At 57.6% G+C, this 23,107-nt stretch carries 19 protein-coding genes; 7 read left to right on the top strand and 12 right to left on the bottom strand.

Going from position 1 to position 23,107, the window contains the following annotated elements:
• The first annotated feature begins 46 nt into the window (after window positions 1-46).
• A complete protein-coding gene (locus E6W33_RS14780; protein WP_168798656.1) occupies window positions 47-3,313 on the top strand; it encodes a PAS domain S-box protein in 3,267 nt (1,088 codons plus the stop codon).
• A 215-nt stretch (window positions 3,314-3,528) separates the two neighbouring features.
• On the opposite strand, the gene E6W33_RS14775 is transcribed toward E6W33_RS14780, so the two are convergent.
• The 10 genes from E6W33_RS14775 to E6W33_RS14730 form a co-directional block, all read right to left on the bottom strand.
• Window positions 3,529-4,566 (bottom strand): Imm72 family immunity protein, encoded by a 1,038-nt coding sequence (locus E6W33_RS14775; protein ID WP_136418086.1) that lies wholly within the window; start codon window positions 4,564-4,566, stop codon window positions 3,529-3,531.
• A gap of 43 nt (window positions 4,567-4,609) precedes the next feature.
• On the bottom strand, window positions 4,610-4,903 hold the full coding sequence (locus E6W33_RS14770) for a hypothetical protein (RefSeq protein ID WP_136418085.1): 294 nt from the start codon (window positions 4,901-4,903) through the stop codon (window positions 4,610-4,612).
• Window positions 4,884-5,468, bottom strand: a complete 585-nt coding sequence (locus tag E6W33_RS14765) for a type VI secretion system Vgr family protein (protein WP_136418084.1) — start codon at window positions 5,466-5,468, stop codon at window positions 4,884-4,886. Before E6W33_RS14765 ends, E6W33_RS14770 begins: the two co-directional genes overlap by 20 nt.
• 44 nt (window positions 5,469-5,512) lie before the next feature.
• Window positions 5,513-5,845, bottom strand: a complete 333-nt coding sequence (locus E6W33_RS14760; RefSeq protein ID WP_136418083.1) for a hypothetical protein — start codon at window positions 5,843-5,845, stop codon at window positions 5,513-5,515.
• A gap of 32 nt (window positions 5,846-5,877) precedes the next feature.
• Complete coding sequence (locus E6W33_RS14755; protein WP_136418082.1) at window positions 5,878-6,822, bottom strand: hypothetical protein; 945 nt, start codon at window positions 6,820-6,822, stop codon at window positions 5,878-5,880.
• A gap of 2 nt (window positions 6,823-6,824) precedes the next feature.
• Window positions 6,825-8,276 (bottom strand): hypothetical protein, encoded by a 1,452-nt coding sequence (locus E6W33_RS14750; protein WP_136418081.1) that lies wholly within the window; start codon window positions 8,274-8,276, stop codon window positions 6,825-6,827.
• 21 nt (window positions 8,277-8,297) lie between these two features.
• Entirely contained in the window at window positions 8,298-11,075 is a 2,778-nt protein-coding gene (gene tssI / locus E6W33_RS14745; RefSeq protein ID WP_136418080.1) for a type VI secretion system Vgr family protein, read from the bottom strand.
• A gap of 150 nt (window positions 11,076-11,225) precedes the next feature.
• Window positions 11,226-13,112, bottom strand: a complete 1,887-nt coding sequence (locus tag E6W33_RS14740) for an MFS transporter (protein WP_136418079.1) — start codon at window positions 13,110-13,112, stop codon at window positions 11,226-11,228.
• A 148-nt stretch (window positions 13,113-13,260) separates the two neighbouring features.
• The gene (locus tag E6W33_RS14735; RefSeq protein ID WP_136418078.1) at window positions 13,261-14,259 is read right to left on the bottom strand and encodes an FAD-dependent oxidoreductase; all 999 of its coding nucleotides are present in this window, start codon (window positions 14,257-14,259) and stop codon (window positions 13,261-13,263) included.
• A gap of 171 nt (window positions 14,260-14,430) precedes the next feature.
• Entirely contained in the window at window positions 14,431-14,877 is a 447-nt protein-coding gene (locus tag E6W33_RS14730) for a CBS domain-containing protein (protein WP_136418077.1), read from the bottom strand.
• 181 nt (window positions 14,878-15,058) lie between these two features.
• Between E6W33_RS14730 and E6W33_RS14725 the strand changes: the two genes are divergently transcribed.
• Together E6W33_RS14725 and E6W33_RS14720 are read left to right on the top strand one after the other, a co-directional pair.
• Window positions 15,059-16,369 carry an O-acetylhomoserine aminocarboxypropyltransferase gene (locus E6W33_RS14725; protein WP_136418076.1) on the top strand — a complete coding sequence of 437 codons (1,311 nt, stop codon included), beginning with the start codon at window positions 15,059-15,061 and terminating at the stop codon, window positions 16,367-16,369.
• A gap of 1 nt (window position 16,370) precedes the next feature.
• Complete coding sequence (locus tag E6W33_RS14720) at window positions 16,371-17,177, top strand: alpha/beta hydrolase (RefSeq protein WP_136418075.1); 807 nt, start codon at window positions 16,371-16,373, stop codon at window positions 17,175-17,177.
• 148 nt (window positions 17,178-17,325) lie between these two features.
• On the opposite strand, the gene E6W33_RS14715 is transcribed toward E6W33_RS14720, so the two are convergent.
• Entirely contained in the window at window positions 17,326-18,582 is a 1,257-nt protein-coding gene (locus tag E6W33_RS14715; protein WP_247869652.1) for a YihY family inner membrane protein, read from the bottom strand.
• 72 nt (window positions 18,583-18,654) lie between these two features.
• On the opposite strand from E6W33_RS14715, the gene wrbA reads away from it, so the two are divergent.
• The 4 genes from wrbA to E6W33_RS14695 are packed head-to-tail and all read left to right on the top strand — an operon-like array spanning window position 18,655 to window position 21,498.
• Window positions 18,655-19,263, top strand: coding sequence for an NAD(P)H:quinone oxidoreductase (wrbA, locus tag E6W33_RS14710; RefSeq protein WP_136418073.1), 609 nt, complete (start codon window positions 18,655-18,657; stop codon window positions 19,261-19,263).
• Entirely contained in the window at window positions 19,263-19,655 is a 393-nt protein-coding gene (locus tag E6W33_RS14705) for a DUF2069 domain-containing protein (protein ID WP_136418296.1), read from the top strand. Before wrbA ends, E6W33_RS14705 begins: the two co-directional genes overlap by 1 nt.
• Complete coding sequence (locus tag E6W33_RS14700; protein ID WP_136418072.1) at window positions 19,652-21,058, top strand: FAD-binding oxidoreductase; 1,407 nt, start codon at window positions 19,652-19,654, stop codon at window positions 21,056-21,058. Before E6W33_RS14705 ends, E6W33_RS14700 begins: the two co-directional genes overlap by 4 nt.
• An 11-nt stretch (window positions 21,059-21,069) precedes the next feature.
• A complete protein-coding gene (locus tag E6W33_RS14695; protein WP_136418071.1) occupies window positions 21,070-21,498 on the top strand; it encodes a DUF4124 domain-containing protein in 429 nt (142 codons plus the stop codon).
• A 1-nt stretch (window position 21,499) separates the two neighbouring features.
• On the opposite strand, the gene E6W33_RS14690 is transcribed toward E6W33_RS14695, so the two are convergent.
• Window positions 21,500-22,801 carry an HD domain-containing phosphohydrolase gene (locus E6W33_RS14690; RefSeq protein ID WP_136418070.1) on the bottom strand — a complete coding sequence of 434 codons (1,302 nt, stop codon included), beginning with the start codon at window positions 22,799-22,801 and terminating at the stop codon, window positions 21,500-21,502.
• Window positions 22,802-23,107 lie beyond the last annotated feature (306 nt).

The raw sequence follows: 23,107 nt of genomic DNA, 5'->3' as shown, positions 1-23,107 counted from the left end.
ATCCTCATCCGGCTTTCACGCGGATCGGAGCGAAATATCCATGTTCATGAGCGAACGAACCCTGACGCTGCGGCGCGCCATCGTGCTGGTGGTCGTGCTGAGCCTGCTGATCCCGGTCGGGCTGATCAGCGGGTATTCATGGTTCAAGCGCTATCACGACGACATTCGCAAGCAGACCGAAGACTTGTCGCAACTCAATGCCGACGTTCTCGCCAGCGGGATGCAGGAACCACTGTGGAACATCAATCAGGAAAGCGGGCGCGCCCTGCTCGATACGATGATCGGGCGCAACGAAGACATTGTACGGATCGAGGTGCGCGACAACAAACTCGGCATTTTCGTTTCCGGCGAACGCGCCGAACGCCGGGCAGGCTATACCGCCACGGCCGAAAAACCTGTGACCTACCGCGGTAACGCGATAGGCTCGGTCAGGATTGAAGTCGGCAGTACACGACTGCGTGCTGTCATGCTCAAAGGATTGCTGGATTCCATGGCCGCGGTGTTGGCGCAAGCGGTGTTATCCATTGTGCTGATCCTCATCCTGCTGGACCGCCGCCTGGTGAGGCCCTTGCAAAAACTGGGCGCGGGCGCAGACAGGTTGGCGGGCAGGCAGCTCGACGTACCATTCACGTGGAGCCGGCTGGACGAAATCGGCATGCTCAGCCGTCGCATGGAGGATACCCGCATCGGCTTGCGCAAACTGTTCGAAGAGGTGGATCGGAAGAATCGCGAGCTCGAGCAGGACATCGACAAGCGCAAACACATTGAGCAGGAGTTGTACGAACGCGAAGAACGCTACCGTGCGCTCGTCGAACAAAGCCCGATTGCCATCGTCGAGTGGGACAGCGCCTACAAGGTCATTGAATGGAATGCCGCGGCCGAGAGAATTTTCGGCCACCCGCGCGATCATGCGATCGGGCAGCATGCCGGCTTCATTCTGCCCGACTCGAGCCCTGACTCGGTCAACGCCACGTTTCGCAATCTGACCGGCGGCAAGGGCGACAGCCGCAATATCTGCCAAAACCTGCGCGCCGATGGAGAAATCATCATCTGCCAATGGAGTCATACCACTATTTCCGACAAGGCGGGCAAGTACGATCGCCTGCTGTCGATCGCGGAAGACATCACCGAAAAGCGCCGCGCGGAGGATGCGCTGACACTGTCTGAAGCAAAATTTGCCGGCGCATTCCAATGCAACCCTGACTCGATTTCGATTACCCGCATGAGCGACGGCAAACTGATCGAGGTCAACCAGACATGTGAAGCGACTACCGGTTACAGCCGCGAGGAGTCAATCGGTCGGACGACGACCGAGCTCGGCATCTGGCACGACCCCGAGCGGCGAGACGCTTTCCTGCACGCGCTCAACAGCAATAACATCGTGCGCAACTTCGAATGGGAGATGCGCACCAAGCACGGCGACATCCGCAAATGCCTGAGCAATGCGACGATTTTCAGTGCTGGCGACGAAAGCTATATCCTCTCTGCCGTCCGCGATGTCACCGACCAGCGCATTCTCGAAGAGCAAAAAGCGGAAGCCGATCGCGCGCTGTTGCGCCTGGCGCAAGATACACGCGACCTCGCTGGAGAATCCTTCTTCGAGCTTTTGGTGGCAGATCTTGCCTCGGCATTGCGTACCGATTGCGCATTCATCGGCTTGTACATAGACGGCTCGCAAAGCGGGATACGGACGATTGCCGCTTACGCCAAGGGACGCAGCATCGACGACTTTGAATTCACCATCCCGGGCACGCCATGTGAGCGCACGCTGGAAGGAAATATCTGCGTCTTCCCAAGCGGTCTGCAAGCGGAATTCCCCGATACCCTTCTACTGCCGGGACATGCTTGGGACAGCTACGCCGGCGCACCTCTGCGTGATACCGCTGGAAATACCATCGGCCTGCTGGCGGTGATGCACTCGGAATTACTGAGCAATCCCGACCTCGTGAAATCGCTGCTGCAGGTGTTCAGCGAACGCGCATCGGCTGAGCTGGAGCGCAAGCGCGCAGAAGAGGAATTGCGCAGCAGTGAACTACGCTTTTCCACGATCTTCCAGTCGTCGCCGATCGCGATGTTCGTCACGCAGGTACGCGGCAATTACATCGTCAAGGATGTCAACCGTGCGTTTGAAAAACTTTTCCTGCGAGACCGCGATTCGGTAATCGGAAAAAGCACAGCGGACTTGTCATTGTATTGCGACATGACAGACCGCAAGTCCCTCATCGAAGAACTGAAGGAAACAGGTGCAACGGACAGCGGCCGCGAAGTGTGGATGTTTCGTGGTGACGGCAGCAAAGTCCTGGTGCAATTTTCCGGCCACACCTTTTTCCTTGCTGGCGACAAGTTCGGCATTCTTGCCTGCACGGACGTGACGGACAAGCGTCGCATCGAAAATGAAATCCGCGAGCTGAATGCCACCCTGGAGCAACGTGTCATCGAACGCACCGAAGAACTGCAACAGGCAAACGAGGAGCTTGCCTACACACTGGAAACGCTAAACAAGGCGCAGGAAGAACTGGTACGCAGCGAAAAACTGGCAGCCCTGGGGTCACTCGTCGCCGGCATCGCGCATGAGCTCAACACGCCCATCGGCAACAGCCTGATGGTGGCCAGCACCCTGGCCGATCAAACACGCACCTTGAGTAACAGTTATGCAAGCGCCGGATTGAAGCGATCGACGCTGGAAGGCTATATCGGTGACGCAGGGAAGGCGGGAGACATCCTCGTGCGTAATTTGCAGCGGGCTGCCAATCTCGTCAACAGCTTCAAGCAAGTTGCGGTGGACCAGACCAGCTCCCAGCGCCGCAAATTCTCGGTCGCGGAAGTAGTATCCGAAATCATGTTGACCATGTGGCCAACGCTCAAGAAGACATCATTCATCGTGAAGCAAAGTATTCCGGAAACCTTGACGATGGACAGCTACCCAGGCCCGCTCGGCCAGGTGATCACCAACCTCGTCAACAACGCGCTGCTGCACGGATTCGAGGGTCGCCACGCTGGCGTCGTCTCCATCACCGCAGTCACGGCCGAAGACGGCTGGCTGGAACTGACGGTAAGAGACAACGGCATCGGCATCCCTGCTCCGAATTTGAACCGCATCTTTGATCCATTCTTCACGACCAAGCTTGGCGCAGGCGGGTCAGGACTGGGACTGAACATCACTCACAATATCGTGACAGGGATATTGGGCGGTCGGATCCGCGTCCAAAGCGAACCGGGCGCCGGAAGCGCCTTCATCCTCACACTGCCGCTGGTTGCACCGCAGATGATGGTCGATGATGAGACCATGCGACCGCAGTCTTCCGCAGCATAGAAGCGCCGAAAATCATCGGTAAGCGGATTGACTGGGCGCGAAGGAGAGACGCTACTTGCGGTGCGCTCCTGCCACCGCCGATTATGCCAGGACGTTCCGCAATAGAAACAGACACATCACCCTTTCGCCGCAGTAAAGACTGATTCTTTTTGCGTTAAAGCAGGCGAACGCCGCGTTCAGCACGTTTTTACAAAAGTGGCGACCAGTCGAGACACTTACTCGGTCCGCCGACTTTTGCCCACGTACTGCCATATCGTAAGACCGTAACCGGAACCAAGATCGGCAAAACTCTCGCGCTCCATGTAGAAACGTGTTTCGGTCTTTCCGTCTTGCGATTGCCAATAGCCCGCGCGCGGGCATTCCTCGCCTGCCGTTGCACGCAATACGCCGTCCATTTCATTCGGTCGTCGCTCAGGCGCAGGGGCAAGGTACTCCTTTTCTTCGTCGGGAATGGTGCCGTCCGTATAGCGAGTGTCTTGCCAGATCAAGCGCCAGCGTACTGGCATCACCGGTTTCTGCATGCCGTCCTGATACGGTGGCGCAATCGTTCCAGCGACTAGATAATTCATGCATCCTTTTTGCAGGTTGTCGGGTTCGACGGACGTGAATAGACTCCGTAGGGTGACAACCTTGTTCTTTTTAACAGCCGGATCAATCCACTCCGGCTCCCAAATGCCGTCAACCGGAATTTCTTTTCCGGTATCGACTGTTATCTTTGTAGGTTGAGGAACGTCAGGCAATTGATACGGAAAACTAAATTGGGAGTAGTCCAAGTGACGCGGCCATGTATCGGTCCAGAACACCGTTTCCGAATCAAACGTTGCGCTGGTGGACGCGTTGTCTCTTTCGGTAATACAGAAAAAAATCTTGTACTGTTCAACTCGCAAATGCGCGTTATAGATTTCCTCTTTGTTAACCATCCAATCGTGCACATACTCCACCGGGTCCATTAATCGGAACGCATATTTGATCTGGTGTCTAATCAGCCAATTCGCTTTGTTCCTGAAGATATAGCGGTCACCTTGTTTCAAGAGAGGCAACCCTCTGTCAAAGCCTTCACGGCCCTTCCAAAAACTCTTGAGCGCCTCTACCCAGAAATCATCCGAATCAAGGGGCGGTTGAACATGGCTTACGGCATATTCCCAGCCGTCGGTGAATGCTTGGAACGCGTCGCCCAATGCTTTCCATGCGGTGTAGGAGCTATATTTCCTTAATAGCCAGAACACCCTTTTCCGGTCGTCTTCGGTCATCATCAGTTGGTTCCTGTTTTAGCTTGCTTCGTCGCGTACTCATTACTTAAGAGCTTGTCGACCGAAGCCCCATTTTTCGCATTGGCCGCGATTTCATAGCCATATCTATTGGTGGTCTTTCCCCTTTAGACAGGCTTGGAAGTTTTTCAATCAAGGCTTTCAGGTCTGCGGGCCAATCAATGTAAACCTGCATGCCGCCCCCTGCCAGGAATTGCCCTGATTCGCTATTGAACTGCTCTGCCGCCTTGCCTTTCCATACTTTCATTTCTCGTCCGGCCGGAATTTCAAATTTGACGAAAAAATTGTTGAGGTTGATGTTGTCAAGAACTGCGAGATCCACGCGCCTGACTTGAGCATTGGGAGGGACCGTCGGCGTTTTCCTTGCCGGTGACATTGACCTTCAAATTTTCAAATCCAGCCTGGATGGTGACCGGCGTTGCCTGATGCTGGGTCGCGGTATTCGACAAAGCTTGCGCGAGCTCGCTGGCTGCCTTGAACCTGTTCTGAGCTTCCTGCGTGTCGAGTTGTGTCGACGTCGCAAAGGCTCTCTGCGTGGTCGACAGGAAGATGCCGCGCTTGCTGCGCAAGCTACTCCATGCATCGGTGGCGAGTTCGAACCCGTTGCCACGGTAAGCACTTCGAATATTTCCACTTTGACGGATCAGATAGCCGATGTTCAGTTGGCTCGCGCCATAAGTCGACGCCACTGTTTGGCGCAATTGCCCGGGTGTGTCGTCGATCACCCACTGGTTGAAACCGCACGCGCCATATTCGTTTGACTTGATGCCAGTCAGGACGCCAGGGTGATTGTCCGCGCCGTGAAAGGGCGGCAGGTCGGCACCGTTGTAGAGTTGGCCGACGACGACCGGTCGGTCGATGTCTCCGTCGACGAAATCGATGCACACCGGGCTGTTGGTGCTTTTATATGACTACCCGGCAAATACTCTTCCTATAGGAGGTCAAGCAAGTGGCAGTTTTTGTTCTTTTGAATATGCTCGATGAAATCCACGATCAGAAAGTTTTTCCCATTCTTTTCTTCGTATTCGCCGGTGACTTCACCATAAATGATCCCTTTCGTGCTTTTGAGCATGGTCAGCATTTGCTTAACTGGAGCTTCGGAGTTTCCTTTTTTATCGCGTAGCGTGTACTGATTCATGACGAGGTCGCAACGCTTTAGGATGACTTGCCCATTTTTTTCTTCGATAGTGCCAATGTAGAGATCACCAAGAGCATTTGCCTGAAGCGTCGCAAACAGCAGAGAGAGTGGGATGAATTTTTTCACGATACATTTCCTCATACTGAGATTCTCCTTGCTTAGGCTTGATTCGAATCCCACTGCCAGATCGTCGAGCCGTAATCGGACTGGAAGACAGGCATGACTTCACCTTCTTTGAAATGACGGCGGGAATTGAGCTTGGCCGGTGTGTACCAGTAGCCAGTTTGCGGGCAAGGTTGGCCGCCTTCTGCACGCAGGCGGATTGGCGCAATGAGGGAGGGTTGGGCGAGGAGATCGCGTTCGTCGGCGATGCGTTCGACGAGTGTCCAGGTAGTGGGGCGGTAGCCTTTTTTCGAGCTGACGGACGGGTCTAGCACGACAGAGGCCTCATTGGCTTCTCCAAGAAGTGGATCATCCGACTTGATCAACAGGGTCGGAAAGCCGTGATCGACATCGGGAAGGTAAATGCCGGTTTGGGGAACACGGTCGCCGCTTTTGACGGTGACTTTCCAGTTAAGTCGGTAGGTCGGCCATGCGGGGGGGGGATTGAGAGGCTCTTTAACCACTTTGTCATAGCGTGTTGTCAGCGCGCCTGGGCTCCAAATTCCACCAGAGGTTAAGTCAACCGGCCAAGCCAAATCGCCAGCCTTATACAGCAATTCATAATACTTTGCTTCCGCCCCCGGTTCGACTTCGTCCATCCAGCCGGACCAGAAATCGCGTTGACCACGTATGCCGCCCGTGACGCCGCAAGCGCGACCAAGCGCTTCATAATCGCCATGCGACCGTTTGATATAACCATCATTGAGCAGACGCATCGTATACCTGAAATTCGGTAGCACCCGTTCTCCCCAGACAATGTCCGGCTGTTCCGGTAATGGGCGTTTGCGGTAACGCGGCGGCAGATTGTGCATGAAGCGGTCGAGCATGCTCTCCGCATGGTTCAGCATCGCTTCCCACGCGTCACGCATTTGGCCGTAACGCTCGAGCGAGCAGAAGCGTTCGAGGAGGTAAATTTCTTGCGGTATCAGCGGTGTTGTCATGATTATTTCTTTTCAAACCAGTTGTTGGTAAGGACCGGCACGCCTGTTAAGTCCATTGTTTCACCGAAGCTGCTGTAGCCCCAGTTGGTAGACCGCCGCTTTCCCAAAAATTCTTTCTTGAGGTCGCTTGGATCGAGTACGAGCTGAATAGCTCCGCCTTCAAGTTTGTAGGCATCATTAGCTTCATGCCTTTGTGTTCCGACGACACCCTCCCAGACATTCAACCCCTTGCCCGGCGGCACGGTATAGGTTACAAACTCACCATTGCTGTTCCAGCTCGCCCATACCGCGAATTTCCTGCGCCAGTCATCCTTGCTTTTCAGTTTGTCAAACTCGGCCTTGCGCATCCAGCAGATGCTGTTGTCGCCGCTGCCGGGATCGACCACCCGGTATAGCGTCTCACCCGGCGGAATTGTCACCGGCTTGATGGTGTCTTCTTCGAAGGTTTTATAAGCTTCTGCCAACGGGTGCTTTTCTCCCGGCTTGACCTTGGGATCAAGATCCGGCCAACCATTCTTGACCGGTGCATTTTGTGCGGGTTCATGCGCCACTCTCTTCGTCTTATCTACCCACTTCGGTTTTTCCTTCTCGAACGCCGCGATTTCCGCTTCCGCTTTTGGCCTGGTGAAACGGTGCACATTGGCTGCTTTCGTGTAAGCGCGGTACTGGTTGTCCGCTTCGATATCCAGCCGCCGCGCAATCCTGTCCAGCCAATCCTGCACTGGTTTGAGTACCTTACCGAGCATGGCGTCGGCCTTCTTGCGCACGCCGTTGACGAGTTCGAACAATGCGACAGCTTGTTTGCCAAGTCCCGTGCCGCCCCATTTCTGCACAATTTCCAACAACTCCTTTAGCGCAGCAATTGCTTTGTCAAAGGCTGACAGCAGTTTGCCTACCGTAACCTGGGCGCGCAGTGCCCGTATTTGTTCGGCGAGGTGCTTATAGGGATTATCCCAATGCAGCGCTTTCAGCGTTTTGCGCACTTCGGGGCGATCGAGGAAGGCATTGAGCTTGGCGATGCCCTTTTCGAGATTCTCGTTCAAAACCTTGATGGCTGCGATTTCCGCCGCCTTCGTTCCACCCTTTAAAGCAGCCTTGCGGGCATAAGCAAACAGAATTTTGCCGCAGCCTTTGACGAGCGAGCCAAGGGTTGGAAACAGCCCGATCAGCGTGAGGGTGAGTGCAATCCAGTTGCCGGTATTGTCCGCGTCGCGATGTATCCGTTTGCAGCAAGCGACCATGTCGCGCACGTCGCAGAGTTGATCGACGAACGGGATCATCGAGATCACGGTTCCCGTGATGGTTTGGGCAGTCGAGGCGTCTTCATTGAAATCACCCTGAATGACACCCCAAACCCACTCCGCACCAGCCTCCAGATTTCTTTCAGCGGAGTCCACCCAGCGTGCCGGGGCAGCCCGAAACCAGGCCAGCGCATTTTCAAACTCATCTTGCATGAAATGCTCTATTTCTTCGTGTTATTCATACGGTTGACCGAAACGGCACTTTGCCTTGGCGATCATCATTTGCAGTGAATCCCATGGAGCATCCTTTTTAGGGAGGCGCGCTTCGTAAGTGACGGTCGCCGCCGATTCAGGAACATTGTCATGGTGGGCATGCCCACAGGCGTCGAGTTTGCCGCTGAGGACGGAACCTTCATCGAACTTGATCTTGTAACCAAGACCTGCCATCGGCTCGCCGTCTGGATCGCGATAATCAATATCGATCCAGTTCTTGATGCTGGACTTGGCATTGGGTAGCACAGGCAAATCAGCATCCCTACTCCCCGCCCCTAGAAAATCATGCGTCACCCCTTTCACTGATACCGACGCCGGGCAATGGATGTCGATATCGCCGCCTTTCAAGCGGATATACCCGCCACCGGAGGCAATCAGAATTTCCTGCTTCGCCTGTACCTTGATGCTGCCGTTGCTCGATGTGACGGTGGCGGCTTGATCGGCCAGCACGTCCATCGGTCCGGTGTGTGCGCGCACCGATACCGCTTCCTTTGCGGCGAACACTTTCGCGCCGCCTTCATGCGTGTACAGCGATGCCGTTTTCGCGGCGACGACCGTCGCGGCCTGCCCTGCCGTCATGCGTAGCGTGGATGCGGTGGTCACGGTGATGTCCTGCCCGGCGAACAGGACGGACGAGGCGGGGGTGGCAGCGCTGATGCTGGACTGGCTGTCGAGTAGTGCTATGGGGTGTTTGATTCGTGGCGCTTCTTGCCCATCGAAACTTTCCTTACCGTTGAGCGTTGCATTCAATTGCTGCACGCCTTCGGCGATGGAAAGCGACAATGCGCGGTGCTGGGCTGCGGCGTCCGAGAGGGTTTTTGCGAGTTCGCCGGAAGCCTTGAATTTGCCCTGCGCTTCCTGCGTGTCCAGTTGGGTGGATGCCCCGCCGCCCCTTGGCGCGGTGGAGACAAAGAGGCCACGTCCGGCACGCAAGCTGGCCCATGCATCGGTAGCGAGTTCGAACCCGATGCCACGGTAAGCACTCCGGATATTTCCGCTTTGACGGATCAGGTAGCCGATGTTCAGTTGGCTCGCTTCATAAGTCGACGCCACTGTTTGACGCAATTGCCCGGGTGTGTCGTCGATCGCCCACTGGTTGAAACCGCTCGCGCCATATTCTTTTGACTTGATGCCAGCCAGGGCGCCAGGGTGATTGTCCCCGCCGTGAAAGGGCGGCAGGTCGGCACCGTTGTAGAGTTGGCCGACGATGACCGGGCGGTCGATGTCGCCGTCGATGAAATCAATGCACACTTCCTGACCGACGCGCGGGATGAATGAGGCCCCCCAATTGGCGCCGGCGGCCGGCTCTGCGACGCGCACCCAGGTGCCGGACGTATTGTCACCCGGCGCGTTCGATGACATCGGGTGTTCCAGTTGGCCCGGTGTCGCCCGCGCTCCACGCTGCCAGAGAAACTGGATCTTGATGCGATGGTCGCGTTCGGTCGTGATTTCCTCGCTGGCGACACCAACCACCAATGCAGTCTGTACGCCAGGCGCGACCGGTTTGGGAAAATGATATCCGGGGCGAATCGGTGTGGCGCGTGGCGCGCAGGTGAACTGGTTGTGGTAGGTGCCGGCTTCGATATCCGCGCGCTGCGCCAGTTCTGCCGCGCCGTGCGCCAGGTTGTTGGCGCCACGATGTTCGATCGATAGCACCGCGTAGTCGCCATCGGCGTCCGGATGTCCGATCAGGGAGAACCAGGTGCCGACGCTCAGCGCTCGGGCCGCCCCTTCTCCACTGATGACATGTTGGGCGAAGCCGAGCGATTCAGCCCTTGCCCGGGCAATGCGCGCGCTTTCGTCATTGTCGGTGTAGCGATAGGCGCCGGAGCCCTCGTAGATTTCCAGTGTGGGTATCGCGTCGGGTCGCGCCTGCACGGATTCTTCTGCGGCGTGCGCTACGAGATTCTTGTAGTCCCAGCTTGCCAGCGCAACGGCATTTGATTGGATCTGGCGGCGCTGCACGAAATGCGTGATGGTGTCGGTGGTTTCGGCAACATCGGTGCGGTGGAAACGGATCTCGGATTGCGAGCATGCGTGCAGCGCGGCGCTATCGTCGAACACGACAAGACGATGACGCATGTCTGCGCCGTGGTCGTCGGGATTCGCACCGGCTTGCTCAACTTCATGCTCGAAAAAGAAGTTCAGACCTTCTTCCGCCAGCAGGCGGGCGACGAACTCGTAGTCGCTTTCGCGATACTGGATTGCGATCGAACGTTGCGGCAGCGCGGTCTTGACGTCAAACCGGTAGCTGGCGTTCGGGTAGTCTTTGAAGATGTCTTCGAGAATTTCCAGTACGGTCTTGTCCTGGAAGACGTAGCTGTCGCGCCGCAGTGTGAGCTGATGCATCCATGGAACAATCGTAAGGCGATAACTTGCAAGGCTGCCGTCGCTGCCGAGTTGTGAGGCCTCGCCGACGATGCCGTGGAAAGAACGGCTACGGCCGTCAGCGAGCATCACGCTCAGCGATACTTCTTTTCCAATCAGGGCCTTGAGTTCGAAGTAGGCCGAGCTCGCGAGACAGTCGACATCGAGCCGAAACAGGCCGGACATGGATTCCCGTCCCGCGAAGCGCTCCACAATCAGCGCGCCGGCTCCGAGCGGTGTCTCGATCGAGATCAGACGTGCATGTTGCGACAAGCTGTTCAAAAACGCTTGGCGGCCTTGACCGGCGAGGTGGGTAAGGACGGAAGACGTGCTTGAACCAGGCGGTCCGGCCGCCACTTCGGAGAAATGCATGGAATTCTTCTTGGCTACGGGATTATTATCAAAAATGCATCAAATATTACTGCATTTGATGTCATTGATGCAACATTAATCCGGCCCGCCGGCCCGGCTTACATGGTTATCTGTAGCCAAGCAATTCCATGCCCCCTCTTCGCTCGAAGGTTATTTCCACTCGCCGCGCAATTCACGCACTTGTTCGTAGAGCGTTTCCGGCGTCGCGATCGCCGGTGCGACCGGCTGACCGACCACCAGGGACAGGCGCGAGAACGGCCCGCGCCTGAATGAACGTTCAAAGGGGTTTCCGGGGCTGCGCGTGAGCATGCTGCCCCACAAGCCGCGCAAGGCCATCGGAATGACCGGCACCGGCGTTCGGTCGATGATCTTGCTGATTCCACCCTTGAACGCATTCATTTCGCCGGTCGTGGTCAACTTCCCTTCGGGGAAAATGCAGACCAGCTCGCCCTCGTACAGCGCTTGCGCGATGTCGACAAAAGCCTTTTCCATCAGCCACGGGTCTTCCTTGGCGGGCGCGATCGGAATGGCCTTTGCGGTCCTGAAGATCCAGGACAGGAGCGGGATCTTGAAGATACGGTGGTCCATCACGAAACGGATTGGCCGCGGGCTGGCCGCCATGATGACGATGGCGTCGACGTAGCTGACGTGGTTACAGACCAGGACAGCGGCCCCCTCCTCGGGAATGCGCTCGGCGGCCACTGTGTGCACACGATGAATGGTATGGATCAGCAACCAGGCCAGGAAGCGCATCAGGAATTCCTGCACCAGCGAGAAAATGTAGATGGCAACTACTGCGTTCAGGAGTGCGGTCGCCATGAAAATCTGCGGGATGGTGTAACCCATCTTCAGCAAGACCATGGCAAACAGCGCTGCCGCAACCATGAACAGCGCATTCATGATATTCATGCCGGCGATGGTACGCGACACATGCTTGCGATCGCAGCGTGTCTGGATCAGCGCAAACAAGGGCACGATATAGAAGCCGCCGAACACGCCGATCATCACGATATCGAACAGGATGCGCATGCTGCCATGCTGTGCGATGAACCCCGCGATGTCGACTGGCGTCGTGCCGGAATAGGCCAGGCTGGCAAGATAAAGGTCGATGCCGAAAACCGACAGGCCGATCGAGCCGAACGGGACCAGTCCGATTTCAACCTTGTGCCCCGACAGGCGTTCACACAGCAGCGAGCCGGCGCCGATACCGATCGAAAACACCGTGAGCAACAAGACAAAGACGTTGTGGTCTCCATGCAGGTAATCTTTCGCATAGACCGGGAATTGCGCGAGGATCAGTGCGCCATAGAACCAGAACCAGGAATTGCCGAGCACCGAGAGGAAAACCGGCCGATTTTGCCGCGTAAATTGGATGTTGCGGACCATCTCGGTGAGCGGGTTCCAGTTGATTTTCAGCTCGGGCTCCGGTGCCGGCGAGTGCGGAATGCGGCGACTGACGAGCCAGCCGATCACGGCGATGATGACCGTGCCGAACGCCACCAGTTCGATGCCCCAGGGTTTGTGCACGACCAGCATGGCGCCGAGCACCTCGCCGAGCAGAATCCCGACGAAAGTGCCCATCTCGATCACGCCGTTGCCGCCGACCAGTTCATCCTGATGCAAGTGCTGCGGAAGATACGCATATTTGACCGGTCCGAATAAAGTCGAGTGCAAACCCATCCCCACCACGGCGGCCAGAAGCAGCCAGAGACTATGCATCATCCAGCCGAATCCGGCGGTCGCCATGATGGCGATTTCCAGCAGCTTGACGTAGCGCGTCAACGATGACTTTTCAAACTTGTCCGCCAATTGTCCCGCCGTCGCGGAAAACAATACGAAAGGAAGAATGAACAAGCCCGGGATAAGATTGTTCAGCAACCCCGGTTCAAGGGTGGTCCAGTTCAGGGCCTCGTAGGTGAGGATGGTCATCAGCGCGGTCTTGAACACGTTGTCGTTGAACGCACCGAAAAACTGCGTCCAGAAGAACGGTCCGAAGCGGCGTTGCGCAAGCAGCGAAAATTGACTGGATTGGCTCATCTCTTTTCTTCAGAAAATGTGAAAGCGGATCGAATTGCTCGCAGCATGGACGCAGAAGACCGGCGCCCATACGCGATGGCGCAAGTGTAGTGGAGAGCCGGTGGATTGTGCGCGCTTTGCGGAAAGTCGCGCGGAATGATACCGCCGGTTAGCCGATCATCTCCGCCAGTGCCGTGCCGCTCAGATAGGCGTTCTCAACGCGACCGCTGCCATCCAGGCCGGCAGAGAACCAGTCGCCGCATACGCCGACGCGTGCTTGTCCGTCCCACAGGCAATCGCCCGGCAGTGTGCTGGTGGCCTGCGCATAGCGCCAGCAGTGCACGTCGGCATACACCGGTTGCACCGGCGATCCGGTTGCCTCGTGAAACGCCTTCAGCAGTTTTTCCTTGACCCGTTCAGGGTCATCATGCAGATGTTCCTCGCTCCATCCCGGCGATGCGTGTCCGATCCAATGCTCGCCCGGCCGGCGCATCGGCTTCGAGGTATCACGTGCAATCCAGCGCAGGCGCGAACCCTGCAGCCATGCGCCGTCGTAATCGAGGTCGAGTGACTGTTGGAAGCCGAGGATCAATGCCCAGCATGGCGCGAGATGTTCCTGGCCGACCTGGTCGGCAAGCGCAGATACCGGCTGCAGCAGCGGTTGCGCAAGATCGGCGGGAACAGCAGCAATCACCGCGTCGAATGGGCCCGCGCTGGCATCGATCGCGACCGTATCGGACTGGACGGCAAGCAGCCACTGCTCGCCATAGCGTTCGATGCGATGGACATTCTGTTCCGTGCGTACTTCGATGCCGTGCGCAAGTTGCTCGCCCAGCGCCGCCATGCCCGGCACCGCTACCAGCCTCTGGTTGGCATTGGAACGTCCGGCCGGTTTCGCCGATCCGTTTTCGAGCCTGACCAGTTTTCCTTGCCATGGCAGCACCCAGCCGGCCTTGCGCCACCGAGCGACTTCCTTCTTGAAACGTTCGCTGGAAGCCGTGAAGTACTGCGTACCATGGTCGAAGCCGCCGAGCTCCGTCTGGCGCGTCCCCATGCGGCCGCCGACATGGTTGTTGCGTTCATAAACGATGACGCTGTGTCCTTGTTCCTGGAGGCGCTGTGCGCAGATCAGGCCGGCCAGGCCGGCGCCGACGATGGCGATATGCATGTTGAATATCCTTTCCGTATCCGACGCTTTCGAGGCTTCGGATCCGATGCGATTCACTCAATGGAAATACGATAAAAAAGGCCGTTCATGGTTCGTCCCATGAACGGCCCTGCAGTCAATGCCATGGCGCAAAGGCGTAAAGGCAATAGGCGCAATCGCTGCTCGCTACGATTATTCGTCACCTTCTGCCGGCCAGTCGCGAATATAGGCCTTGAGCATCTTGTTCTCGAAGCTCTGTGCTTCGAATACCGCCTTGGCGACGTCGTAAAACGAAATCACGCCAAGCAGCGTTTTTGCATTCACCACCGGTACGTAGCGCGCATGACGCTCCAGCATGAGGCGGCGCACTTCGTTGACTTCGGTATCCGGCGTAATGGTGATCGGATGATCGTCCATGTGCTTGCGCACGGTCTCTGTGCCGATCGTTCCCTTGTTCTTGTACAAAGCTTTCATGACTTCGCGGAAGGTCAGCATGCCGACCAGCTCGCCGAACTCCATGACGACCAGCGAGCCGATGTCCTTCTCGGCCATGATCTCGACTGCCTCTGCCATCGGCTTGTCCGGCGTCACGGTGTAAAGAATGTCGCCTTTGACTTTCAGGATTTCGGATACTTTCATGAGGTCGTCCCAGCAGGTTAATTGTTGTTGTCGCACTTGAAATGTAGCCTAAGCCGCACGAAAAATCCAGCGCAGCGCTGTCGCTCGCATGACAGCTCGAAGGGCCGTTCGGTGCTAGGATTGCAGAGCTTCAAGAGGCTGTACAAAAAACTGATCCAGGACAAGTTTCGGAGACAAGCGAATGAGTGCCCCCAAATACCCAGGGTTCGATACCCTGTCCCTGCACGCAGGCGCGGCACCGGATCCCGCCACAGGCGCGCGGGCCACGCCGATTTATCTGACGACCTCGTTCGTCTTCAAGGATTCCGATCACGCCGCGTCGCTGTTCAACATGGAGCGTGCAGGTCATGTGTATTCACGCATCTCGAATCCGACCAATGCCGTGCTCGAAGAGCGCATCGCTGCACTGGAAGGCGGCGTTGCCGGCATCGCGGTGGCCAGCGGTCAGGCGGCACTGCATCTCGGCCTGGCGACAATCGCCGGCGCCGGCTCGCATGTGGTTGCCTCGCGCGCCCTGTACGGCGGATCGCAAAACCTGCTGGCATATACGATGAAACGCTTCGGCATCGAGACCACGTTTGTCGATCCGCGCGATCTGGATGCGTGGCGCAACGCGATTCGCCCGAATACCAAGGTGCTGTTCGGCGAGACGCTCGGCAATCCCGGACTCGACGTGCTCGACATTCCGAAGCTTGCCGCGCTTGCGCACGAACACTATCTGCCACTGATGGTGGATGCGACCTTCACTACGCCCTATCTGCTGCGTCCCTTCGATCATGGCGCGGACTTGATTTTTCATTCGGCGACCAAATTCCTGTGCGGGCATGGCACCGCGATGGGCGGCCTGCTGGTGGACGGCGGCACCTTCGATTGGCAGCTTGCGTATGAAAAGACAGGACACTTCGCGGAATTGTGCGAGCCGTATGACGGCTTTCACGGCATGGTGTTTTCGGAGGAATCGACGGTCGCGCCGTTTTCGCTGCGCGCGCGCCGCGAGGGCCTGCGCGACTTCGGCGCCATCATGAGTCCGCATAATGCATTCGCGATCCTTCAAGGCATCGAGACACTGAGCCTGCGCATGGAGCGGCATGTTGCCAACACGCGCAAGATCGTGGAATTCCTGGCTTCGCACGCTGCGGTCGAATCGATCGCTTATCCGGAATTGGAATCGCACCCCGACCATGCGCTGGCACGGACGCTGCTACCCAAGGGTTGCGGCGCGGTGTTTTCGTTCAGCATCAAAGGCGATCGCGCCGCGGGACGACGCTTTGTCGAAGCGCTCAAGCTGTTTTCGCACCTGGCCAATGTCGGCGATGCCAAGTCGCTGGTAATCCATCCTGCATCGACCACGCATTTCCGTGTTCCCACTGACCAGCTCGCGGCCGCGGGCATTACCGAAGGAACCATGCGGCTGTCGATCGGACTGGAAGATCCGGACGACTTGATCGAAGATCTGGCGCGCGGCCTGAAGGCTGCGCAGAAGGGAGCGTGACATGCTGCTCAATGTTCAGGGACAGGAAGCCTATTGCTACACCGGCGGAAAGCCCTTCAATCCGGAACTGCCGACGGTGGTCTTCATTCACGGTGCACAGAATGATCATTCGGTATGGATTCTGCAGACGCGCTATTTCGCGCATCACGGGTTCGGCGTGCTCGCGCTTGATTTGCCCGGCCATGGACGCAGCAAGGGTGCGCCCCTGGCCAGCGTGGAAGCCATGGCCGATTGGCTGATCGCCCTGCTGGACGCTGCCGGAGTGCAGAAGGCAGCGCTGATCGGACACAGCATGGGATCGCTGATTGCACTGGAATCGGCATTCCGCGCGCCGGATCGCATCGGCCGGCTGGCACTGGTTGGTACCGCCTATCCGATGAAGGTTTCCGACGCGCTGCTCGACGCCTCGAAAAACAATGAGCAGATGGCGATTGACATGGTCAACATCTGGTCGCACACCTCGATTGCACAAAAGCCATCCTGCCCCGGCCCCGGTTTTTATGTGATGAACGGCAGCCAGCGACTGATGCAGCATATCTCCCGTCAGAACCCGGCACAGGTGTTCTATACGGATTTTTCTGCCTGCAATGCATACGCAAACGGCGAAGTGGCAGCAAAGTCGCTGGCCAGCCCTGCCCTGCTGGTGCTCGGCAAACGCGACATGATGACGCCGCCGAAAGCCACGGCGACACTGACCAAAACCATCCCGCAATGCCGGGTTGTGCAAATCGACAACTGCGGCCATTCGCTCATGGCCGAGCAGCCGGATGCCGTGCTGGACGCATTGTTCGGCTTCATGAAGGAGTAAAAGCCATTCCTCAGGAGAGGAACGGACTGCCATTGCGGCTTGCCCGGAAGAATTCCGATTGCATCTCGACAAAACCGGCTTACCTGAAATCAAGCAAGCCCAAGGTGGCCATCATATCGAGACGCTTGCTGAATGGAGAGGCGTTGTTCTAAGTGAAATGGGAGGCAAGGGTCTGGCCCAGACCCTGCTCGACCGCGCCTTCGACTTGCTTGGCCAGCGCCGCGTTGCTCCCGGTATTGAATACAAACATCCGGTACACATCTGCAATTTTCAGTTGCTCCGGATTTGCAAGCAGCACCCATCTGTCAAGACCTTCGGTAAGGTGCTTGCCGAACTGAACGCGCTTCGGCGACTCCGTCTTGATACGTCCCACCCAGCCGGCATCGAGCATCTTCTGCAGCAAGGCTTCAGACTCGTCAAAACCGAGCCGCGTCAGCGCCCGGAGAGTCCTTGCATCAACGGCCGCATTGACGCCGTTCTTGCGGGCCATATACAGCACTTCCAGCACCGCCATGGCGTCGACGAAGGCACTGCCCGGCGTGGCCACGTGCCACCAGCGCTCGTACTTCACTACCGGCAAGGCTGCCGCAAGTACGGCGCCCATCAGCGTAATCAGCCAGGACAGGTATATCCACAACAGGAAAATAGGCATCGCCGCAAGCGCGCCGTAAATAACTGTGTAAGTCGGAAACTTGGTCAGGAAGATGACGAAAATGCGCTTGGCGATTTCAAACGCCGTGGCGGCCAGCAAGCCGCCGCAGGCCGCGTCACGCCAGTCGATGAGGCGGTTGGGCACCGCCAGGTAAAGCAGGGTGAACGCGCCCGTCGTCAGCAACACCGAGATCAGCGTATATGAAACCGCGCCAATGACAGGGGATTTCATGCCCAGCCCGCTGGTCACCGAAAACAGGTCCGAGGTGAATGTGAGCGACACGCCGATCAGCAGCGGACCGAGCGTGACGACTGCCCAGTAAATTACCAGGCGCTGCATGAATGGCCGCGCCGTCTTGACACGCCAAATATGATTGAACGCGCGGTCGATGGTCAGCATCATGACGATGGCTGTCAGGATCAGGCCGATCGCGCCGATGGCCGACAAGCGAGTCGCCTTGCTGGAGAACTGATTCAGATACCCGAAAATCGTATTGGCGATCGTCTTGGGCATCAGGCTCTTGATGAAATACGCTTCCAGCGAGGCACGAAAGGTATTGAAAAGCGGAAAAGTCGTAAAGATCGCAAAGGCAATGGTCAGTATCGGCACCAGCGCCAGCACCGTGGTGAAGGTCAGGCTGCCGGCCACCTGCGGCAGGCGCTCCTCGTCCAGGCGACGGCGCGCAAACTGGAACAGGCCGCGCACATCGTCGAACGGAAAGTTGCGGAAGATCGCCAAGTTGAACGGAAACATGCGCTGAACAGGCTGCGGCTGCGTCATTGAAGCCAGGTCGGGATGGTTGTAAAGCGTCCTATAATAGCAAGCATGAATTATCCTGACCTCACAATCCTTGTTTTATATTATTCCCGCTCCGGAACGACGCGCAAAATGGCAGAGCTGATCGCCCAGGGAATCGAAAGCGTTCCCGGCTGTGAAGCGCGCCTGCGCACGGTGCCCGCAGTCTCCGCCGTGACGGAAGCAACCGAGCCGGCCATTCCGAAAGAAGGCGCGCCCTATGTCGAGTTGCGCGACCTGGAAGAATGCGCGGGCGTGGCGCTCGGTTCTCCTACACGCTTCGGCAACATGGCCGCGCCGCTGAAATATTTTTGGGACGGCACCTCGGCGCAATGGCTGTCCGGTGCGCTGGCCGGCAAACCGGCCTGCGTGTTCACATCGACCGGCAGCATCCACGGCGGACAGGAGGCAACATTGCTGTCGATGATGCTCCCCTTGCTGCATCACGGCATGCTGCTGCTTGGCCTTCCCTACACGCATCCGGAATTGATGACCACCACCAGCGGCGGCACACCCTACGGGGCCAGCCACTGGTCGGGTTCCAATGGGACCAACGCCATCTCTCCCGATACGCACTTGCTGACCGTCGCGCTCGGACGCCGCCTGGCGGAAACCGCGGCGAGATTGAGAGGCGCATGATGCAAAACCGCATGCAAAAAAGTTTTTATTACGGCTCCGCCAGCAGCCTGATTCTGCTTATCCTCCTCTCCGTGGCGTGGGAACTTGTACTTGATCCGCTGCGTCCCGGCGGCTCGTGGCTGGTATTGAAAGTGCTGCCCCTGCTGCTGCCGCTGCGCGGCGTCTTGAAGCGCGACATCTACACCATGCAGTGGTCGTCGATGCTCATTCTGCTCTACCTGATGGAAGGTGTCGTGCGCGCAACCAGCGACAAGGGTCTGTCCGCGACGCTCGGATGGATTGAAGTCGCGCTCGTCTGTATATTCTTCTTTTGCACTATCTTGTATCTGCGCCCCTTCAAGCAGGCTGCGAAAAAACTGGCGCAGCAGGCCATTCAAAAAGCATCCAAATGAACGATTTCCTTCAACAATGCCGCGACGCCATCGGCGCCGCTTACGTGCTTACCGATGCCGCCGACATGGCCGGGTATCTGACCGACTGGCGCCGTCGCTTCACCGGCAAGGCGCTGGCCGTGATCAAGCCCGGCTCCACGGAAGAAGTAGCGATCGTGATCCGCCTCTGCACGCAATTTCAGGTGCCGATCGTGCCGCAGGGCGGCAATACCGGGCTGGTACTGGGCAGCGTGCCGGACGAGAGCGGCAGTGCCATCGTGCTTTCGCTGACGCGCCTCAACAAGATTCGCGCGGTCGATACGATCAATAACACCATGACAGTCGAATCGGGCTGCATCCTGGAGCAGGTTCAGAATGCGGCCGCCGATGCCGACCGATTGTTTCCGCTTTCGCTGGCGGCGGAAGGCAGCTGCACCATCGGCGGCAATCTGTCGACCAATGCCGGCGGCACTGGCGTGCTCCGCTATGGCAACTCGCGCGAACTGTGCCTGGGGCTGGAAGTCGTCACGCCGCAGGGCGAGGTGTGGAGCGGACTGCGCGGGCTGCGCAAGGATAATACCGGCTACGATTTGCGCGACCTGTTCATCGGCGCGGAGGGCACGCTGGGCATCATTACCGCCGCCGTGCTGAAACTGTTCCCGCAACCGAAGGCGCAGTTGACTGCGCTGGCCGCCATGCAGTCCCCGGACGATGCGCTGCGCCTGCTGTCGATGGCGCAGGAAAAATGCGGAGCGATGCTGACCGGCTTCGAATTGATGTCGGACTTTTGCCTGCACCTGGTCAGCAAGCACTTTTCGCAACTACGCCTGCCGTTCCCGCAGAATTACTCGCAATATGTCTTGCTCGAACTTTCCGACAGCGAATCGGAAGAACATGCGAATGCCATGCTGGAAGACCTGATCACGGATGCGCTGGAACAGACGATCATCCAGGATGCGGCCGTTGCTGCGTCGATCGCGCAGTCGAAGGCATTGTGGAGCCTGCGCGAACACATTCCGCTGGCACAAGCCGAGGAAGGCAAGAACATCAAGCATGATATTTCGGTGCCGATTTCACGCATCGGCGACTTCATTCGCGTGACTGACGTGGAGCTGGAGAAAAGCTTCCCCGGCTGCCGCATGGTGACTTTCGGCCATCTCGGCGACGGCAACCTGCATTACAACGTGTCGCCGCCCGAGCATGGCTCTCCCGACGCGTTTATCGCGCATCAATCGGAAATCAATCGCGTGGTGCATGACAGCGTGCACCGCTTCGGCGGTTCGATCTCGGCCGAGCATGGACTGGGCGCATTGAAACGCAATGAAATCGTTCAATACAAATCCGAAGTCGAAATGCGCCTGATGCGCACGATCAAGCAAGCGCTCGACCCCTTGGGCCTGATGAACCCGGGCAAGGTCGTATGAGAAGGTCCGTCATGTCCATCATGAAGCCGGCCTTGCTGTTCGGTTTCAGTTTCCTGCTGGCGTCGCCGGCCTTTGCCATCTACAAATGTGAATCGGATCACGGCACCGTGTACAGCGACACACCCTGCCCCAACGCCAAGCTAGTCGACATCAACAATGCGGGGCCTGCCGACACCGACGACGCGCGTCGCCAGGCAGCGAAGGAGAAGAAGGCGCTGAAGCAGCTTGAGGATGCGCGCCACAAGACGGAACGGATCGACGAAAAGGATCGCCAGCGCGCCGCACGTGCGCAAGCCGCGTCGCGAAAAGCCTGCGCAAGACTGGCGCTGCGAAAGAAGTGGGCGGATGAAGATGCCGCCTCCGCCACTGGCAAATCGGCAGACAAGGCCAGACGCAAGGCACGGCGCGCCGAAGAGTACTTTCAAACGGAATGTGCGTGAATCAGTGCTGTCCGTCGAGCAGCGCAATCAAGGGTTGAAACGCTTCTGCCTCATGCGCCTCCAGTGTGGAAGCCTGCAGGGATAGATCGCGCGCCACGTCGCGAAGCCGCCACTCGATCTCCCTTGTCGCGACCTTGGTTTCAAACAGGATGTCGAGACTGCGCGATTCAAATATGCAAACCGATTCAGCGAGACATACGTCCAGGCCGGTACTACTGAAGGCGCGCTGGATATTATTGGTTCGCCGGATAACATCGCTCAACAATTGGCTCGCTTTTTTCGATTTCAACCCGGACGATTCCCCCAGCTTCTGTTCCTCTTGCAGCACGGCGTTGATATGCTCGTACAAGGATTGCACCTGCTGTCGTTCCTCGCCAGTCGGCGTGCCGCTTTCGGCCGCCGCCGGGCCGCTTTCTTCACGCGCTTTTTGCATCGCCGCGGAGACAGCTGAAACCAGCTCGTGCGCATGCTCGCCCGGAATGATCTTCAAGGCCAGCACGGCACGGTTCAGCGGCTGGTCCTGATTGGTCAATATGCCGGAAATCATTTCCGCCACCGAAATCACCTGCCCTGCCGCACTGATCTGGGAGCCGGAAATCTGGCGCGGATAGCCTCCTCCGTCAAAGCGTTCATGATGCTCGAACACGGCCTGTGCAACGGAAGGGGGGTAGTTCTCCAGTCCCTCGATCAGCATCTGGCCGATACGCGGATGGACCACCACATGCCGCCACTCGTGAGGAAACAGACGGCGGTTCGAATGCAGGTATTCCGGGTCGATGTACAGTTCACCGATGTCATGCAGCAGACCGGCCAGCGCGACAACCATCTGATCCTTGCTGCTCAGGCCGAATTTCCTCGCCAGACAGACCGATATCAGGCTGACCATCACGCTATGCTGCAAGGCAGTCTGGCCACCGCGCTCGATAATGGTGAGCATGGTGCTCATCGCACTGCCGAACTGGATCTCGGACAACAGTTGTACTGGTGAAGTGCCGCTGCTGGCCAGCCCGAGCATGGCGCGAATCGGCTCAAATGTATCGGCAATGCGCTGCGCTTCGGCGGAAATCACGTCGACGTCGACACCGGAATCCACCGCAATGCTGGATTCGAACGGCTTGCTTAGCCGGCGCATGATCAGCCGCTCTTGCAAGCTGCGGGAAATCTTGGCGCCCTTGGCGACCAGTTTCATGCCGCGCGCATCAAAGATGTCTTCCGTCGCCTTGATGTCCTTTTCCTCGGCAAGATTCATCACCTTGTCGAGATAGTGTTTGTTGACGGAAGTGATCAGGAGTTCGTCGGACATCGGGCGTTTCTTTAGCAGGGGTAGCCAGGGTAAAGACGGTGCCAGCGGTCCCACTCAGCAGTTCCGATCAGAAATTGCTGAATGGAAATTACGCAGTTATTGTGCCCCGCGCATTGCCTTCCGTAAATGATTTTTTCACAAATCCTTGCTCCATAATGTTCCTGCGACAAGTGCGGGGAGGCTGTGCGCCGCGAAGGTGCATGCAGGACAGAACAATGATCGGCGAGGGGTGGCCTGCCCAGCAGGAATCGAACCTGCGACCCTCAGCTTAGAAGGCTGATTAAAGAATTGAGGATTCATGCGGGT

This window comes from Herbaspirillum sp. ST 5-3 (assembly GCF_004804275.1).
Taxonomy (GTDB): Bacteria; Pseudomonadota; Gammaproteobacteria; order Burkholderiales; family Burkholderiaceae_D; genus Noviherbaspirillum.
The sequence above is the reverse complement of the archived record's forward strand: the minus strand, read 5'-3'. Positions and strand labels throughout refer to the sequence as shown.

What these genes read in the sequence shown, in the direction of transcription:
- E6W33_RS14780 (WP_168798656.1), top strand. Translation starts at nt 47, where the DNA reads ATGAGCGAACGAACCCTGACGCTGCGGCGCGCCATCGTGCTGGTGGTC.
- E6W33_RS14775 (WP_136418086.1), bottom strand. Translation starts at nt 4,566, where the DNA reads ATGATGACCGAAGACGACCGGAAAAGGGTGTTCTGGCTATTAAGGAAA.
- E6W33_RS14755 (WP_136418082.1), bottom strand. Translation starts at nt 6,822, where the DNA reads ATGACAACACCGCTGATACCGCAAGAAATTTACCTCCTCGAACGCTTC.
- E6W33_RS14750 (WP_136418081.1), bottom strand. Translation starts at nt 8,276, where the DNA reads ATGCAAGATGAGTTTGAAAATGCGCTGGCCTGGTTTCGGGCTGCCCCG.
- tssI (WP_136418080.1), bottom strand. Translation starts at nt 11,075, where the DNA reads ATGCATTTCTCCGAAGTGGCGGCCGGACCGCCTGGTTCAAGCACGTCT.
- E6W33_RS14740 (WP_136418079.1), bottom strand. Translation starts at nt 13,112, where the DNA reads ATGAGCCAATCCAGTCAATTTTCGCTGCTTGCGCAACGCCGCTTCGGA.
- E6W33_RS14735 (WP_136418078.1), bottom strand. Translation starts at nt 14,259, where the DNA reads ATGCATATCGCCATCGTCGGCGCCGGCCTGGCCGGCCTGATCTGCGCA.
- E6W33_RS14730 (WP_136418077.1), bottom strand. Translation starts at nt 14,877, where the DNA reads ATGAAAGTATCCGAAATCCTGAAAGTCAAAGGCGACATTCTTTACACC.
- E6W33_RS14725 (WP_136418076.1), top strand. Translation starts at nt 15,059, where the DNA reads ATGAGTGCCCCCAAATACCCAGGGTTCGATACCCTGTCCCTGCACGCA.
- E6W33_RS14720 (WP_136418075.1), top strand. Translation starts at nt 16,371, where the DNA reads ATGCTGCTCAATGTTCAGGGACAGGAAGCCTATTGCTACACCGGCGGA.
- E6W33_RS14715 (WP_247869652.1), bottom strand. Translation starts at nt 18,582, where the DNA reads ATGTTTCCGTTCAACTTGGCGATCTTCCGCAACTTTCCGTTCGACGAT.
- wrbA (WP_136418073.1), top strand. Translation starts at nt 18,655, where the DNA reads ATGAATTATCCTGACCTCACAATCCTTGTTTTATATTATTCCCGCTCC.
- E6W33_RS14705 (WP_136418296.1), top strand. Translation starts at nt 19,263, where the DNA reads ATGCAAAACCGCATGCAAAAAAGTTTTTATTACGGCTCCGCCAGCAGC.
- E6W33_RS14700 (WP_136418072.1), top strand. Translation starts at nt 19,652, where the DNA reads ATGAACGATTTCCTTCAACAATGCCGCGACGCCATCGGCGCCGCTTAC.
- E6W33_RS14695 (WP_136418071.1), top strand. Translation starts at nt 21,070, where the DNA reads ATGTCCATCATGAAGCCGGCCTTGCTGTTCGGTTTCAGTTTCCTGCTG.
- E6W33_RS14690 (WP_136418070.1), bottom strand. Translation starts at nt 22,801, where the DNA reads ATGTCCGACGAACTCCTGATCACTTCCGTCAACAAACACTATCTCGAC.